Source organism: Bacteroidota bacterium (genome assembly GCA_036522515.1).
Classification (GTDB): domain Bacteria; phylum Bacteroidota; class Ignavibacteria; order UBA10030; family SZUA-254; genus VBOC01.
On sequence record DATDFQ010000056.1, the window covers coordinates 118,369 to 135,693 of the forward strand.

Annotated in this window: 11 protein-coding genes; 4 read left to right on the plus strand and 7 right to left on the minus strand. The window is 55.0% G+C overall.

What is annotated here, in order from left to right; genetic code table 11:
* Positions 1-11 precede the first annotated feature (11 nt).
* From VI215_11075 to VI215_11105, 7 genes are all read right to left on the minus strand, one after another.
* A complete protein-coding gene (locus VI215_11075) occupies positions 12-1,730 on the minus strand; it encodes a DUF1800 domain-containing protein (protein HEY6192851.1) in 1,719 nt (572 codons plus the stop codon).
* A gap of 164 nt (positions 1,731-1,894) precedes the next feature.
* On the minus strand, positions 1,895-4,171 hold the full coding sequence (locus tag VI215_11080) for a M28 family metallopeptidase (protein HEY6192852.1): 2,277 nt from the start codon (positions 4,169-4,171) through the stop codon (positions 1,895-1,897).
* 282 nt (positions 4,172-4,453) lie between these two features.
* A complete protein-coding gene (locus VI215_11085; GenBank protein HEY6192853.1) occupies positions 4,454-5,695 on the minus strand; it encodes a M48 family metallopeptidase in 1,242 nt (413 codons plus the stop codon).
* On the minus strand, positions 5,692-7,650 hold the full coding sequence (locus VI215_11090; protein HEY6192854.1) for a tetratricopeptide repeat protein: 1,959 nt from the start codon (positions 7,648-7,650) through the stop codon (positions 5,692-5,694). The genes VI215_11085 and VI215_11090 overlap by 4 nt, the downstream gene beginning before the upstream one ends.
* 125 nt (positions 7,651-7,775) lie before the next feature.
* The gene (gene apaG, locus VI215_11095) at positions 7,776-8,159 is read right to left on the minus strand and encodes a Co2+/Mg2+ efflux protein ApaG (protein ID HEY6192855.1); all 384 of its coding nucleotides are present in this window, start codon (positions 8,157-8,159) and stop codon (positions 7,776-7,778) included.
* 48 nt (positions 8,160-8,207) lie between these two features.
* Positions 8,208-10,298 carry a tetratricopeptide repeat protein gene (locus tag VI215_11100; protein HEY6192856.1) on the minus strand — a complete coding sequence of 697 codons (2,091 nt, stop codon included), beginning with the start codon at positions 10,296-10,298 and terminating at the stop codon, positions 8,208-8,210.
* A complete protein-coding gene (locus tag VI215_11105; protein ID HEY6192857.1) occupies positions 10,295-12,079 on the minus strand; it encodes a tetratricopeptide repeat protein in 1,785 nt (594 codons plus the stop codon). The genes VI215_11100 and VI215_11105 overlap by 4 nt, the downstream gene beginning before the upstream one ends.
* Positions 12,080-12,731: 652 nt before the next feature.
* On the opposite strand from VI215_11105, the gene VI215_11110 reads away from it, so the two are divergent.
* From VI215_11110 to VI215_11125, 4 genes are read left to right on the plus strand one after another with little or no spacing between them, the layout of a single operon-like run.
* A complete protein-coding gene (locus VI215_11110) occupies positions 12,732-13,925 on the plus strand; it encodes a glycosyltransferase family 4 protein (GenBank protein HEY6192858.1) in 1,194 nt (397 codons plus the stop codon).
* The gene (locus tag VI215_11115) at positions 13,922-15,121 is read left to right on the plus strand and encodes a glycosyltransferase family 4 protein (protein HEY6192859.1); all 1,200 of its coding nucleotides are present in this window, start codon (positions 13,922-13,924) and stop codon (positions 15,119-15,121) included. Before VI215_11110 ends, VI215_11115 begins: the two co-directional genes overlap by 4 nt.
* A 59-nt stretch (positions 15,122-15,180) precedes the next feature.
* Positions 15,181-16,023 (plus strand): ABC transporter permease, encoded by an 843-nt coding sequence (locus VI215_11120; GenBank protein ID HEY6192860.1) that lies wholly within the window; start codon positions 15,181-15,183, stop codon positions 16,021-16,023.
* Entirely contained in the window at positions 16,020-17,273 is a 1,254-nt protein-coding gene (locus VI215_11125) for an ABC transporter ATP-binding protein (GenBank protein HEY6192861.1), read from the plus strand. Before VI215_11120 ends, VI215_11125 begins: the two co-directional genes overlap by 4 nt.
* Positions 17,274-17,325: the final 52 nt, after the last annotated feature.

Genomic DNA, 17,325 nt, shown 5'->3' on the forward strand with positions numbered 1-17,325 from the left:
GCGTCAGCCGGCTATGTCAACTGAAACTCAGCCATATCCATCATGAACTTGATCAAGGCCTGGAGTTTCGTCTTGACGGCGGCCAGTTTTGTCGCATTGGTCGGGTCCGCCTTGTAGGCATTCCACTCGTTGGTCCACTCGTAGTCCGGAAGGCCCGGGATCAGAGTGTCTTTCAGGAACGCCTTCTGGTTGTCAGTGATCGAGATCGGGAAAAGGATTTGCGAGAATTCCAGGACGATCTTGTTCGGATCGGACGGGTCGGATACCTGGTTTGCAAACGCGATGGGATCGATGACGATCTTGGTCCCGCTCGCGCTGTGACCGTTGCCGGCCATCGTATCGGTGAAGAGGTTTCTCTTCGGGAGCGTGTCCGAGTTAATCCAGAGCTCATAAAACTGCGGGATCTGATAAAACGCCGGCCATCCCGCGACATTCGGAGGATCGCACGCATCGAGCTGCATGTTGGACGCCTGGGTCCGGAGGTAATTCCACTGCGCATATTGGGCCACCACGTTCGAGGAGTCGGGAAAGACGACAGATGTCTGCCGGCACGCCCCGACGACGAAATGGAGAGGGTCCTTGATGATGCATCCGATGTTCACCGGGTCGTAAAAATGGGCGCTCTGGAACAATGTCTGGAGGACGGGCTTCACCTCGTAGTTGTTCGACCGCAAAATGTCCGCCAGCGGAATGATGACCGTCGATTCGACGGTCGCGTCGATGAGGTAATAGACAAACCACCGGTAGAGCTTCCTGCAGAGGAACCTTGCGGTCTCCGGCTGGGCGAAGATCATGTCCATCAGGCTGTCGACTTCATTCGCCCCCGCTGTGCCGGTCTGGCCCACGATCATCGTGTTGCCGTAATCGGAGGAAAATTGTTTGTTGGTGGCGTCGTGGCGGGAGGCGGTGAAATACGAAACAAGGTTTGTCCCGTCGTCCCGCCACCCGGTGAGGACGCGCGCAGCGGCCTGCACGTCGACTTCCGAATAATTCGTGTAGTTGCCCGGCGAGATCTCAGGGCCTTTTCCGATCGTGAAGAGTTCCTGCAGTTCGCGGGCGTAATTCTCATTGGGGTGCGCCGCGGTGCTCGTGTTTCCGTTCAAATACCGGAGCATCGCCGGATCGATCGTCACCTGTTTGGCGAGGGTCTTGAAATTTCCGAGGGCGTATTGCCTCAGGAGTGCGAGGTACTTGTAGGAGAATCTGGCGTCGCTCACGACGTCGGCCTCGGTGACGAAGTTGTTGTGCCAGAACAACGTCATCCGTTCGCGGACGGAAATCGGCTGGCCGAGCATGAGCCCGATCCACCACGATTTGAGCGATGTCCGACGGGTGCCATCCGGATTGTTGCCGTTCGAGTTGAGCTTGGGGCTGTTGACCCAGGTCTGGCCGATCGGTACGTCGACGTCGGTGGAATTGGTGGTGACGGGCGGGTTGGGGGCGGCTGAATCGAGGAGCAATTGATTCACGATCTGGCTCATGCTGAGCCCGGTCACGCTCTGGATGTCGCTCCTCGTCACTCCGAACATCGTGCGGCGGAGGAGGTGCGCCACCTGGTCGGATCCCCACGGTCCGGAGTAGGGTTCGATCCCGGCCGTCGTTCGTGCTACTGTGGGAAGTTTCTTGTTGGCAAACTTGCTGATTCCGCCCGGGTCATCTACGGCGGGGAGGACTTCGACGTTGCGAAGTTTTGACTTGGAGGCCGATTCGAGAAAGGAACGCCGGTTCATCAGATTCGCAGCCAGGGTAAGCCTCGATTATGCGATTCTTGCTGTGCGCGGGGCGGGCGACCGTACGTCGAAATATGTCACAATCTCAAGAGATTGTCAAGACTCCTCTCAAATTCCACCCCCAAAAATACGTCTCCGGCACGATTTTCTTGATTAAATTTTCTTCATTTGCCCGCTGCCCGCACCTCGTTCACGATGGCCGTCGCGCGCCCGAGCTGCTCGGAGAAATTGCGCAACACACTGGCGACAACCTCCACCTGGTCGTCCGCCTCCTTCCAGTTTCGCTGCTCGATGGCTTCCCGCACGGCCGGAAGCGTCTTGACGCCGTACCCGGTGTAGGCTCCCGGCGCATAGACTTGATGAACGAACCAGGGGCGGCGGGGCAGGCCCTTTTCCGATGTGAGCGACCGTTCGGCGTGCATCAGAATATTGTCAAGGGAGTCGATCGTTGCGCGGGAAAGTGAAGCCGGATCGAGATCTTTGACCGCGGTTCCGAACTCCTTTGATTTCTGCTGAATCGCCGCAAGCGCGTTTTGCATCGGGGCAATGTTCAGATAGGGAACGGCGTCCTTCTCTTTCGGCGGCACATAGGTCTTTGTCGGATCTGAGACCGCTTCGAGTGTCTTCTCTTTGAGTTCGAGATTGAGCTCATCCGTCTTGGTCCTCATATCGTCGGCGAGCTTTGAGAGTTCGTCGACATACTTTCCGACGGTTTCGGCAAAATTTGAAAATTCAAAGGGGAGCAGGTCCGCGTCGGCGAGACGCAAGACGGCGCGGCCCCCCGTTTGCGCGAGGGCGATCCCGTACGAAAACGTCGGGTCGCCGAACCGTACATAGTGGTCGAAGGAATCATAGATCGAATGATACGATCCGCCGCCGTCCTCGCCGCCGTAGCCGAGGTTGAGCGACGCGATCCCGAGATGTTGAAGAAACGGAGTGTAATCGGATCCCGATCCCAGCGCCCCCATGCGGAGATCCTTCCGGTCCCGCGCCTCCTTCCGATCGTCTCCGCTTGACTCGACGATCCGAAGCGCGCGGGTCCGGTCGGCGACGCTGATCTGCTTTTCCGGGTCCACGACCTCGCGTGCGACCTGGTTCATGAAACGCTCGAGCGTATGCGATCCGTCCATGAACAGGTACCCCCGCCCGTTGGAATCCGAATTGATGTAGACGACCGCCTTCTGCTTCAAAGCGTCCGCATGCGTTTCGACCCACTCCGTCGATCCGAGCAGGCCCGGCTCTTCGCCGTCCCACGCGCAATACTTGATTGTCCGTTTCGGCCTCCAGCCGGATTTGAGCAGAACGCCGATCCCGCGTGCTTCCTCGAGTGTCGCGACCTGGCCGCTGATGGGATCGGAGGCGCCGTTCACCCAGGCGTCATGGTGATTCCCACGGATGATCCACTCATCCGGATACTCGGATCCGTCTATTGTCGCGATAACGTCGTAAGCCGGAACAATATTCCAGTTGAATGCCACTTTGAGGTGAACTTTGGCGGGCCCGGGACCAACATGATAGGTGATCGGGAGAGCTCCGCGCCACGATTCAGCCGCCACCGGCCCGGCAAGAGCGCGAAGGAGCGGCAGGGCATCTCCGTACGGGATCGGCAGCACAGGGATTTTCGTAAGGGTTTTCGCTTCCCCGATCTTGAGCCGCTTCGCGTCCTTCGTTGCGCCGATAAAGGGCGTCAGGGGATCGCCGGGATGGAGCGGCATATCGGCGACAGATCCGCGCTGTGCGCCGTAACCGCTGCGGTAGGCTCCCTTGGGATAGACGTCTCCCTGAAAATACCCGTCGTCGCGGGGATCCGAGTAGATGATACATCCGAGCGCGCCATGCTCTCCGGCCACTTTTGGTTTGATTCCGCGCCACGCCCCCCCGTACCGGGCGATGACGATTTTTCCCTTCACGTCGATCCCCAGCCGGTCGAGCTCTTCGTAATCGGCAGGAGTGCCATAATTGACGTAGACAAGCTCGCCCGCAACGTCTCCGTCGATTGAATACGCGTTATACACAGGGAGTTGCTCCGCCGTCTGACCGGAGGTCGAATCTTCGGGAATCGGCGGTTCTGCCAGTCTCGCATCGACCCTTTCCGGAAACGTCATCTCGAGCATTCTCGTCTTGGGGGTGGGGAAGAGAACATCGAATTCCTCGATGGTTGAATTAAATCCCCACGAGCGGTAGAGAGAATCCATGAACTCTGCGTTCGACTTGCAGTAGGCGGAACCGATATGGTGCGGTCTCGCGGCAAGCCGCTTCATCCAGGCCCGGAGGTCGTCCTTCCGGAGGGAGGAATCGAACCGGGATTCCAGGCGGCGCTGGTCTTCCGAAGTCGCATCGGAAAAACCGAGGAGTTGTTTGTCGGTCCCTCCCCGGGGAAGGGCGGGGGTGATCACGTGGTAACCGAGGAGCAAGAACGCGATAAGAAGCGAATTTCTCATGAAGAATCCTGTGAGGTGGTTCAATCGTTGACCCTGCTACGGAGGAAAATCGATTTCAAAGTAGACATTAATTTGAGAACTATCAAATCAGGGTGCCCGTCATCCCTAGCGCACCATGTCATCCTGAGCGCAGCGAAGGATCTCCCATCCACGGAGATGACGTTCTGAGGATTCAGTAGGCGCAGCCTTCAGGCTGCGTTCCCTTGTTCCCACGCCCTACGCGGGTTAAACTCCGCGAAGTATCTCTCCCCTCGTCATCCCGACATGTCTTAGGTCGGGATCTTAATTCTTTCCGCTGGTCCGGATCGCCTTGATCCTCTCCAGAATCGGCGGGTGCGAATAATTCATGAACACATAGAGCGGATGGGGAGTCAGATGCGAGAGATTGTCGACGGAGAGCTTCTTGAGAGCGTCGATCATCGGTTGCGTTCCACGGGTGGTTTCGACGGCAAATCGATCCGCTTCGAATTCATTGTGCCGTGAAAAAATGTGCATCAGGATGGAAATGATAAACTCAATCGGCGTATAGAGCATCCCGAAAAAGAGCATCCCCGCGTAAACGGACTGATGCTCCATGAAAAAGGCGTCAAACAGGCCGCGCTCGCTGAGGAAGAGGGAGAGGAGGTAGAACATAATTCCCATCTGAAGCATGCTGAGGGCAAGGCCCTTGAGGATGTGTTTCTTCTTGTAATGGCCGATCTCGTGAGCAAGGACCGCAACCAGTTCGGCGGCGGAGTGTTTTGCGACGAGGGTATCGAAGAGCGCAATCCGTTTGTGATTTCCGAACCCGGTAAAAAACGCGTTCGATTTGCTGGAGCGCTTCGACCCGTCCATGATGAAGACGTTCTCAAGCACGAAGCGCACCGAGCTTGCATACGCGAGGATCGAATCCCTCAACTCGCCCGGCTGGAGCGGCGTGAATTTGTTGAACAGCGGCATGATCCAGGTCGGCGCCACGAACTGGATGAAGAGCGTGAAGGAGGCCGCCGCGATCCAGCAGTAGAGCCACGCGGAAGCGCCCGCATATTCAAAGAGGGCGAGAAGGCCCGCCAGGAGAGGGCCCCCCAGCAACGATGCGAGGAGGAGTCCTTTCACGCGGTCGGAGACAAACGTGCGGAGGGTCGTCTTGTTAAATCCGAATCTCTGCTCGATCACAAAGGTCGAATAGATCGTGAACGGAAGTGCAAGGATCGCCCTGGCGGACAGAAGTACTGCGATATAGATGGCCCCAGTGAGAATGACGTTCACGTTCAATCCCCGAACGATCAGGTCCAGCCAGTTGAATCCCCCGGCGAACCAGAACAGCAGGATGATCCCCAGGTTGACCGTGGATGTGATGATGCCAAACAGCGTACGCACGCGGGTGTACTCCTGCGCTTTCCGGTACGCCTCCGGTGTAAACATCCCGGTAAACTCTTCGGGGAGCTTGCCGGCAAGCGTCCCGAGATTGAGAATATCGGCCAGGAGATTCATTCCGTATTCGAGCAGGAGGGCGCCGAGGATGACGAACGGATAGAGGTTCATTGATGCTTCTCCGGATCTTCCATGGCCTGGATAATCTGGTCGCGTGTCGCGCGGATCTTCTGATCGGAAGGGACCAGCTCGAGATAGGAGGTGTAATACTCGACCGCACGGTTATTTTCGTTGAGAATGTAGCAGACATCTCCCGCGAACCGGAAAATCGCAGGATCTTTCATCCCCAGCCTGATGGCGGCCGCGAAATGCCGCTCCGCCAGGGGATAGTTTTTCAAGCAGGCATAGAGAATTCCAAGGTTGCCATGGGCCAGAATCTGCGTGGAATCCATTGCGATCGCCTGCTCGTTGCACCGGACTGCGGCAAGCGTATCCTGACGGTTTGCATACTCGACGCCGAGGTTCTCATAGACGCGCGGATCGCGGCTCTTCATCTCGACCGCACGCTTGAGAGCCCAGAAGTATTTCTCCTTTTCGCCCATCTTCCCGTAGAACTCGGAAATGTTAGCCAGGATTCTCGGGTTCCTGTCGTCGATCTGCAGATACTTTTCGTAGTAGGCCTTTGCCTGGGGATATTCTTCCAGTGAGGTAAAGTGGCTCGCGAGAGCCTCATCGTACACGAGGAGAGAGGTCTTGGACATGTACCGGGGACTATCGAGGAGCTCGATCCTCTTCAGGTGCCGGTCTGCGCTCGCGTTGACGCCGATCCATGCGGCGGTGTGCAGCAGCGAGAATCCGGTGAGGAACGCGAGGAGGGACGGCGGGATTTTAAGACTTGATCCCCTGCTCAGCAGATAGACATCGAGGATCATCAGAGGCACCAAAAAGCTCGCAAGCAAATCCCAATCGCGCGCCATGCCCAGCGCGGAGTTAATGATCCACGTAAAGAGGAGTCCGCACAGCGATGAAACCGTCAAGAAAAGGAAGAGGGGATCGGCCCAGCGGGTTTCCTTTCTTTGCACCGCTATCATGGTAACGGCAACCGCAAGTCCGAATGGAACGATCAGGAATCCTGCATTGAGCCAGTCCCAGAGATGGGCGAGCGAGAACATCGCATACGCGAAGTTTCCTCCCTCCGCCGCGAAGGGCTGCAGGAAATCAACGCTCCCGGAGGTGACGTGGCGCAGAAAATCCCTCGGGTGGAAACCCAGGATGAACATGAACGCGAGAATAAGGCCCGAGAGACCTGCCATCGCGAGGAGCGCACGCGCCCGGTTGTTCCCAAGCCGTACGTAGAGCAGGATCAACACCCCCGGAAAGAAGACCAGGTTGCCGAGATGAAGCGCGACCATGAGCGCGAAACAGCCGATCGGAACATAAATGGAATGTTTTTGTTCGATCGCAAACCAGCCTGTCACGAGAAAGAGAGCCGTCACAACATATTGGAGCACGTAATTCTCAACGTATCCGAAAAAAAACTGGCTACCGCCGCCGGCGAGGAGGAAGCACCCGAGGAGCACCTGTTCGGACCTGGGCCGGTCGATGGATCGGACGAACCAGAAGACAACGGCGACAAACATCACACAGGCGAGGAGGTCGATGGCGACGTACACATCGTACGGTTTCACCGAACCCGCCTGGGAAACGAAGCTCATGACCGACCGGAAGATCCAGATCATCAACGGCTGATTGCGAAACGTTGCGGCGAGCTCCCCGCTCCAGTAAAAATAACTGGCCGTCCTCAGGAGTAACGCCCCATCCCCGAGCAAATGGAGCTTGACCGGGAACAACGCCGCCGCGCCGAGCAGGGTCCCCGCGACGATCACAAAACCAGCGAGTAGCGGGAGCGTCGCCAGACGGCGCACCAATCCATCGAATATCCCGAGGACCCGGGCGTTCGTTTTGGGGAGAAGGAGTAGGACGGTGAAAGCCAACGCGAGGAACATAATCGAAGGGTCGTAGAACGCGAAGACGTGAACACCCCAGTTATCGTGAGACGGCCAGAGCGTTCCCCAAGCGTGAAGGAGAACGATCAGGACGCTCACTCCTGCAAGGACCTGCGACAAGCGTTTGCCATCCTGACGCTGTATCTTCTTGTCATCCTGGGGGCGCGTTCTATTGTCATCCTGAGGGAGCGGAGCGACCGAAGGATCTCCATGATGACGCGCAGCGCCCGAAGGATCTCGCTTCTTCAATTTGCCGCCGCCCGAAGTGTGAAGCGGGGGATATTCGCGCGAAAATACTGTCCGTTATGGCGCCGGAGGAGGTATGTCCCCTCCATTGTTCCTTCAAACGTCTCCAGGATGCAGAAACTGTTGTATTCGTGCGCCTGTCCGGGCAGGATGGTCGGCTGTTTCCCGACCACGCCCTCACCTTCCACCTCTTCGACCCGGCCGCCCGCATGGTTGATGAACCAGTGGCGCCGCAGGATCTGAACTTCCTCCGATCCCCCGTTCTCAACACGGACGAAGTACGCAAAGACGAACTTCCGGGACATGGGATCTGACTCGCCGTCGATGTAAACCGGGCGCACCCTGATCGTCACATCCTCGGTCGTTGCAATATACTCGTTCATTTTGATCATCGAAGTCCGGCTGGGGTTACCTGGTCGTGTTCGATACGTTTATTGTTGTTTGGGCGAATCGGCCAATGCCCTGCGAATCCGGTCGCGTGCATCGCGAACCTTCTGGTCGGCAGGTACGAGCTCAAGATACGAATCATAGTAACGAAGCGCACGGTCGTACTGATCGAGCACGTAGCACACGTCTCCCGCATACCGGTAGATGGCGGGTTCGCGCAACCCGAAGTAGATCGCCGACGAGAAGTGCCGGTCCGCCAGTTTGTAATTCCTCAGATTCGTATAGAGAATCCCCAGGTTCGCATGGGCCAGCTTCTGCGTGGAATCCATGGCGACAGCCTGTTCGTTGTACTTCACGGCTGCGGCGGTGTCATGGCGGTTCGCGTATTCCACCCCGAGGTTGAGATACACGCCCGGGTCGCGGCTGTTCGCCGCCACGGCGTGCAACAGGGCGTCGAAGTACTTCTGGCGCTCGCCCACCCTCCGGTAGACGTCGGCGATGTTTGCAAGTATACGGGGATTATGATCGTCTATTGTAAGATAGAGCTCATAGTAGGTCCTCGCGTCCTTGTAGTTTTGGGTGTCGAAAAAGTAGTTCGCAAGCGCCTCGTCGAACACGAGTTGGGTGGTAGGCGACAGGTACCTTGGATTGTTCAGGAGCTCCATCCGTCTCAGGTGGCGATCCGCGCTCGCGTTCACCCCGATCCATGCCCCGGTGTGGAGGAGCGTGACTCCGGCGATGATCGCAAGGAGATACCTGCGAGACTTCAGTCCGATTGGCCTGCTCAACAGGTAGACGTCGAGAATCATCAACGGAGTGAAAAAGCTCGTAAGCAAATCCCAATCCCGGGCCATTCCCAGCGCCGAATTAATGATCCATGTAAAAAGCAGGCCGCACGCAGCGGTCGCGAGAAGGAACAGGAACGCCGGATCCCTCCACTGGAGCTCCTTCGAGTGAAAGGTGAGGAAGGCAAGGGCAACCGCGAGTCCGAACGGAACGATCAACAGGCTCCCGTTCAGCCAGTCCCAGAAATGAGAAAGGGAAAACATCGGATACGCGAAGTTCCCCCCCACGGCACTGAAGGGCTGGAGAAAATCGACGCTCCCCGAGGTGATATGCCGGAGAAAGTCATTCAGATTGAAGCCCATGGCGAACATGGATGCGACAATCACCGCCGAGAGCCCCGCGGTCGCGAGGATCGCGCGTATCCGGTTTCCGCCGAGTTTGAGGTACACGAGAATCAGGATCCCCGGAAAGAAGATCAGGTTTCCGAGATGGAGTCCCACCATCACCGCATAACAACAGATCGGTACGATCACGGACATTTTTCTTTCGGCGGAGAACCAGCCCGTCACGACGAAGAGGGCGGTGAAGACATATTGGAGAACGTAATTCTCGACATACCCGAAAAAGAACTGGCTTCCCGCGCAGCCGAGGATGAAGCAGCCGAGGAGTACCCGTTCCAGAAGCGGCCGGTCGAGCGACCTGAGAAACCAGAACACAAGGATCACAAACAGGGCACAGGAGATGAGATCGATTCCCTCGTACACATCGTAGGGTTTCACCGAACCGCCGGTGGCATAGATTCCCATCAAGGATCGGAAAATCCAGATCATGAGCGGCTGGTTGCGGAAGCTTGCGACGAGATCGGCGCCCCATTGCGACTGGTTGATCGAGCGGAGGAGCACGGCACCGTCTCCGAGCAGATGAAGCTTGGCGGGGAACTCAACGGCACACGCAAGGATGATGCCGCCGACAATAACGATATTTGCGACGAGAGGCAGCCTCGCGAGAAATCGCACGCCGTTCTCAACAAACCCCAACAACCATGTCTGTGTTTTTGGGATCAGAAGAAGCAGAACGATGCAAAGCGCACAGAGGGAGATCTCGGAGCTATAGAATCCGAAGAAGTGGACTCCCCAATTGTCATGGGATGGTTGGAGCATCCCCCACACGTGGTGAAGCACGATCAGCATGGCAAAGAACAGGAGAAGCTGCGACGATCGCTCCTGAGAGACCGCATCCAGCCGCCTGTCATCCTGAGGGCGCGACCCCTTGTCATCCTGAGGGCGCGAAGCGCCCGAAGGATCTCTTTGCTTCTCCGATCTTATCTTCCCCCTTCTTCTCGCCGTCATCTCATACCTGTTGGCGTTCGGTGCATTCGCGTCTTGATCGCTTCCAGAACAGGTTGAACGCGTTTGTCGCCCGGAGCCATCGACATATACGAGTCCAGGTAGTGGAGAGCCTTTTCGTCATCGTCGATCCTGAAGAAGGCATACCCGGCGCAATAATAAAGAACCGGTTCGTGCATTCCGAGCGCGATCGCTTCGGAAGCGTACTTGGCGGCCAGAGGAAAGTTCCTCTGAGTCATATAAATGATGGCAAGGTTCGCATGGGCCTCGCGGGAAGACGGATCGATTTCCAGGACACGCCTGATCATCCCGATCCCGGAAACCGTGTCTTTACGTCTGACATATTCGTTTCCCAGGTTCAGATAGATTGTCGCGTCACCTGCCCCCGAACGGGCGCCTTGCTTGAGCGTTTCGAAATACCGGTCACGCATTCCCAGCTTATCGTAATCAGCGGCAAGATTTCCAAGAATGCGGGGATTGAGGCTGTCGATCGTCAGGTAGCGTTCGTACCAGATCCTCGATCGATCGAAATCGTTCTTGTGCCAGAACGCCTTGCCGAGGGCCTCGTAATAGATCACCGGGAATGTTCCGCTCAACCCCGGGGTGGTGAGGACTTCCGCACGTTGGAGGTGCCGGTCGGTATCCGCATTAATCCCGATCCACGCGCCGACCCGCAACACACCCAGAATCACCATGACCGCGATGACCTGGTGGCTCTCCTTCCCAATCCGGAGGTAGGGAAGCAGCAAGTAGATGACGAGAAAATGTACGGGGATCATGAAGCTCACGAGCAAGTCCCAGTCCCGCGCCATGCCGAGCGCTGCGTTAAATATGAACGTGAAGCCAACCCCGCAGGACGCGGCGGTCAGAAGGAAGAGTCCCAACGGAGACCTCCAGCGGATCTCGCGAAGTGACAGGTACACAAGGACAGGTATCAAAAAACATCCGAAGAAGAGAAGGAATGCTGATGCGTTCATCCAATCGATGAGATGAAGAGTAGAGAACATCGGATACGGCCCCCCAGGGTACGATTTGAAAAAGGGGAGCATGTCGATTCGGATCCCGACTTCAATCCGGCTGACGAGCTGTTCGAGGGAATAATTGCTCAGGTGGAAGAAGAGGGCCGAGCCGATGATGCCCGCTGCCAGCAAGACCAACGCCTCGACCCTCCGCTCACGCCAGACCTGATAGAGGAGAATGAGGGGGGCCGGGAGAAAGATGATGGAGCCAAGATGTAGGCCGATCATCAGAGCGAATGACAAGATGGCGTACAACGGATGCATTTTTCCCTCGAGCGCCAGCCATCCTGAAATGACAAACGCCGTCATGAACACGCTCAGCAGGGCGTAATTTTCCACATATCCGAAAAAAAATTGGAGGCCCGTTTGAAAAAAGAGATACCCCCCGATCAAGAGCTTCTCCAGGGGAGATACATTCATGAAGTGAAGGAACAACAGAATAAGAAAGATGAACAGCAACCCTGCCACATCGTCCAGGATCTGATACGTGTATCCGATGTCGACCGATGCTCCGCCTCCCAGGAGGTATTGGATCCCGCGCAGGGCATAATAGGTGAGGGGCTGGTTCCTGAAGTTGGCGGAGATGTCCTGCATGCCCGGATTCTGCGGCGTCAGAGAGAGAATGAGATCGCTGTCTCCGAGGACGCTGATCTTCGCCGGAAAGAGGGAGGCGAGGGCGACTGTTATTCCCCCGATTGCCAGGAAAATGATCGGGGAGGGGAGCCGGGATGACCACTGCGCAGTTGAGGCGATCCTCCGGATCATCGACTCCCGCATTGCCGGAATAAGGAGTGAGGAGCCTAGGAGAAGGGCGATCAAGGAGACCCAGGGTGGATAGAAGGCAAAGAGATGTACACCCCAATTCTCATGGGACGGCCTGGCGGCCCCCCAGAAGTGGAGTACGAGCATAATCAGGCAGGAAGCCAGCAGGAACCGCGACCAAATTACGCTGGGGAAAGAGTGATCTCTCCCATCACCGGCCTGCAACACCTCTGCGAGCCCGCGTTCCCTGGCAGAGGGCGCTTTCCGGCGGGGGGGGTGTTCACGCGTTTTCAAGAAGGACGAGGATAGTAGTGGTGCGGGTTCTTCAAGCAGATGCCATCGTGATTGCAAATATACGATAAGAAGCAGGAACTTTCCACCCACCCCCTCCCGAGTTCTCGCAGATAGATTGATTTCGCCTCTATCTACCAACTGGGACTAGTCCCATGTCTCCCATCCCAATATCCTCATTTTCCGGCGAATTTATGCACTATATTAGCGAATCCTTTATTGACAAAAGGCCGGATTTTGTGTAGATTAATAGATGTTTTTCGGGTGAATCCCCAGGCTCCTCCAACCGGATGCAGACAAGCGTTGGATACCGTCTGCCTGCAAATCTCATAGCTAGAGCAACGCCTAACGTGTTCGACTCTGTATGACTGCATCGGCAGAACGAGGGACAAGAATCACAATTCTGTTCTTTAACTTATTCTCCTGGCTCGGGGGAGGGGAATATTCCGTCTATAATCTTGTGAAGAATCTTCAACCCGGGCACTATCGTCCCGTTCTCCTTTTCAACAAGTCCGGCCCTTTTTCCGCGAAAACAAAGGCCCTCGGCATTGAGACAGTGTTTATTCCCTATGATATCGTTGAACCTAAGAAGCTCCTTTCACCCGCCAGCCTGCTCCGGAATTTCAAGGCGTCGCTTGCCATCAGGCGTTACATACGGGATGAGAGAGTGGATATTGTGCAATGCAGCGACGTGCTGGCGCTTGTCCTGCTCCTCCCGTCTCTTCTTTCGAGGAGAACCCCGGTAATCTATTCGATCATCGTTTTTTATGGGCGTTTGCGATCCTGGTTCTTGAATCTGTTCGGGTTATTGTTCATCAAACGAATCGTGTCAAATTCAAACGCTGTGATGGAAGATTTCCTGAATAAGACGTTCGGTCTTCGCGGAAAGACCGGGGTGGCGTATAACGGAGTCGACCCGGAAGTATTTCATCCTCGTTCTTCCGAGAGGAGGATGCAGATACGGCGAGATCTCGGCATTCCTGCAGACAAAAAGGTGGTCGGCTTTATAGGTCGATTCGAAGTATGGAAGGGTCACGCCACATTTCTCGAGGCTGCCCGGATGCTCCTCGCTTCCCGGAAGGATCTTTTCTTCCTTATGGTAGGGGGTGCAATTACTGAGGCTGTGGCGCCGCAGGTAAGCCTCTATCAGAACGATATCATGAATCGATTGGATGGGATGGACCTGGACGGAAGGATGTTGATGCTGGGTCACCGGGACGATATTCCGGAAATCATGGCCTCTCTCGACGTGTATGTCTGCCCGTCGGACGCCGAGCCCTACGGACTCGTCGCATTGGAAGCGTTTGCGAGCGGAGTTCCGGTAGTCGCAAGCAGCACCGTGGGCGCGATGGAAATTCTGGGATCCCGGAAAGGGGTGTTCATCGCGGAACCCTTCGATCCCTCGTCGTTCGCGCGCCGTATCGAGGAGGCTCTGGCACATGATCACACCGCACCGCAGTCAGCCGGGGTTTCCAAAGGTAACGAGCTCAGCGGAGAATTCACCTGGCGGAGCTATGCGTCCACGTTTGAAGCCTGTTATCAGGCGGCGGTAGAATGATGGATCACCCGGAAGCCAAGAAGGCGAAAACCATCCTCTTCATAAATCTCTATTCCGCAATGGGGGGAGGAGAGTACGCTCTCTACAACCTTTTGAAACATCTCGACCGGAGCAGGTTTCGCCCCGTCATGATGTTCAATGAGCGCGGTGAATTCGCCCGGCGGGTCGAATCGCTCGGAATAGAGACCGTGGTGCTTCCGTACCAGGTGATGATGCTTCGCGAGCTTGTGCATCCCGCGAGGTTTGCTCAAATGCTGAAGTCGTCCCGCCAGATCGCGAATTATTTGAAGCAAGATCCCGCGGAGCTGATCCATTGCAGCGACGTCTTATCGCTCATGTTTATAGCAATCCCGGTGATACGCTTCAGAATTTCCGTTGTCTACAGCGTCATTTTTTTCTACGAATGGACGCGTATTTTGCTCTTTAATTTTCTTGCAATCATCCTTGTCGACAAGATTATCGCTAATTCATCGGCTGTTCGGAAACGCTTGCAAGCGCGGACACTTTTTCTTTCGGGCAGAATGGAAGTCGTTTACCAGGGAGTGGATACATCGGAATTCCGTCCCTCCCGAAATGGTGAACGTGATCTCCTCCGGGGTGAGCTTGCGCTTTCCGGTGCGACGCGATTGGTGGGGATGGTTGGAAGATTTGATCCCCAAAAAGGGCACATCGTTTTTCTGGAGGCCGCTGCTCAGGTCATTCAACGCCGCCGCGATGTAAGATTCGTCGTCATCGGCGGAGCGTTATTCTCCGACGTATTTCCATTTTACAAGCAATACCAAAACGAAGTGATGGAATGTCATAGACGTTTGGACCTGGGCGCACACGTGACATTTCTCCCGCAGAGGGATGATATTCCAGAAGTGATGAGAAGCCTGGATCTTTACGTCCTCCCATCGACGCAGGAGGGCTTTGGCCTGGTTGTTCTCGAAGCACTCGCGAGCGCGGTCCCCGTCGTGGTCAGCGATGCGGCGGGGGCGGTCGAAGTTGTCGGAACGATTCCCTCTGTCTATGTCGCGGAGACAGGGAATCCAGGATCATTCGCAGAGAAGATCCTCCACGCCCTCGATGACATCGAGCGGAGAGAGGGCGTTCCAACCGGCGGTTCGAGTATTCCGGCCGTATCCCCCGATATCACCGCATTGGACTGGGGCGGCTATGCAGACAAAATGGAAACTTTCTATGCGATTGTATAATCGATTCATTTTCGTTCAATATCAATTCTAACTCGCTCAAGGAAATGGCCCCGCGCGCGGTGCAAAACCTAATCTCTGTCCCCGTGGTCCATCACCCGTACTGGGCGACGATCAATTTGTTGAAGGATCTGCAAAAACTGTGGCAACATCGTGAGTTGCTCTTTACCTTGACAAGGCGTGAGATCGTCACTCGGTATAAGCAAACGATCTTCGGCCTCGGATGGTCGTTGTTCCAGCCGATCCTTCAGACCATGGTCTATACGATCGCTTTTGCAATAGTTTTGAAGACTCCGAGCGCTGAAGGGATACCCTATTCCATTTTCATTTTCGCTAACCTGACGCTATGGACCTACTTTGCGTCCTCAACGGTAAACTCGATGAATAGCCTTCGCGCCAACGCCGCGCTCATGTCAAAAGTCGCCTTTCCACGCGAAATTATCCCGATGTCCACTATTTTCTCGGGGCTCTTTGACTTTGCGGTTTCATTCGTGGTCCTATTGATTTTCGGCCTATGGTATGGCTTCTACCCAAATCTGAAATTCATCTACCTTCCGGCGATCCTTCTTGTGGAGATCCTCTTTATTCTCGACCTGGCGCTGATCCTCAGTGTCTTTACGGCAGCGAGGAGGGATTTAACATATGTTGTGTCCTTTCTCATTACACTGTACATGTTTTTGACCCCGGTTTTCTTTTCAATCACCGCGCTACCCAAGACTTTACAAGAATTCTACTTCCTCAATCCTATGGGTGCGATCATAGATGCTTTCAAGAACGTCTTCTTTTATAATTTGGAGCCGCGCTGGTACTCCCTCCTGATCGCCTCCACGATCTTGATCTTGCTGTTCGTGCCAAGCTATAAGTTCTTTAAACGTGCAGAAAAGTATTTCGTTGATGTGCTATGAATGCGATCAGCTTTGACCGGGTTTCAAAGGCTTATGATCTTCAAGCCGGACGCCGGACATTGTTTGCAACCTTAATGGTCGCCAGTGGCGCGATGCCTCAGGAGGGTCTGTTTCATGCACTAACGGACGTGAGTTTTGATATCCAAAGAGGAGAAGCGATTGGTATCATCGGAAGCAATGGATCGGGGAAGAGCACAATCTTAAAATTGATTGCAGGTATTACTGCGCCGACCTCAGGTGCGGTGCGAATCAGCGGAAGAGTTGCGTCATTGATAGAACTCGGGGCTGGATTTCATCCTGAATTTACGGGCAGAGAGAATATTTATCTCAATGCGGCGACATTCGGGATTCCACGAAGCGTAATTGATAAAAAGTTTGAGGAAATTGTAGATTTCGCGGAATTGGGGACTTTCATCGATGTGCCCCTCAAGAAGTATTCCTCTGGAATGCAAGCACGCTTGGGTTTTTCAACCGCTGTCAACGTAAATCCGGATATCTTGCTCATCGATGAGGCGCTTGGTGTGGGAGATCTAAAATTTCAGATGAAATCCCGGGAGAGGATGAATGATTTTAAAAAGCGAAATGTTACTATCGTCCTCGTTTCCCACAATATGTCTGATATCAGCGTGATTTGTGATCGCGCAATCTTTTTAGAATCTGGGCGCACGGCGTTCATTGGCGGCGTGAGCGATGCCATTAATGCTTACACGTTTGAAGAAAACCAAGCCGAATCCAGAAAGGTGGATCAGAAAAGCATTGAGCATCGAGACGATTGGGGTCTGCCCACGGAGTACGGAGGCGACATGGGGGGAACAAGAGATATCGTAATCACTAAGGTGTTGTGCTATGAAAAGGGGCGCGACAAGCAGACCCACGATATTAGTTTCGGTGAAAATATTATCATCGAATTTGACTACGAGGCTGCTCGAAGGGTCGAGCGACCCATATTCAGGGTAAACTTCTCTGTAACCGGCTACCGTTTTTTTGCAAACATCGATTCTGTTGATGCCGGATTGAAGATTCCGTTTGTCGAGGGCAGAGGAAAGATTGTGCTGGAGGTGAAGCGTCCTAATCTTTACCCCCAAGCATACAAAGTAAACCTGGCCGTGACGACAGAAGAATTGAATACTCATTTATTTTTTTGGAATGAAGCAGCTAGTTTCGTTGTTCGAGCACCAAATGGGAAATGCATGTCTTACCCGACCGCCATCATCGAACTGCAGAGTGAAGCTACTCACATTCGGGATTAGCAGATCGGGGGATCTTGGGGCCGATTAGATAAGAGAAATAGGGGTGGGGGTG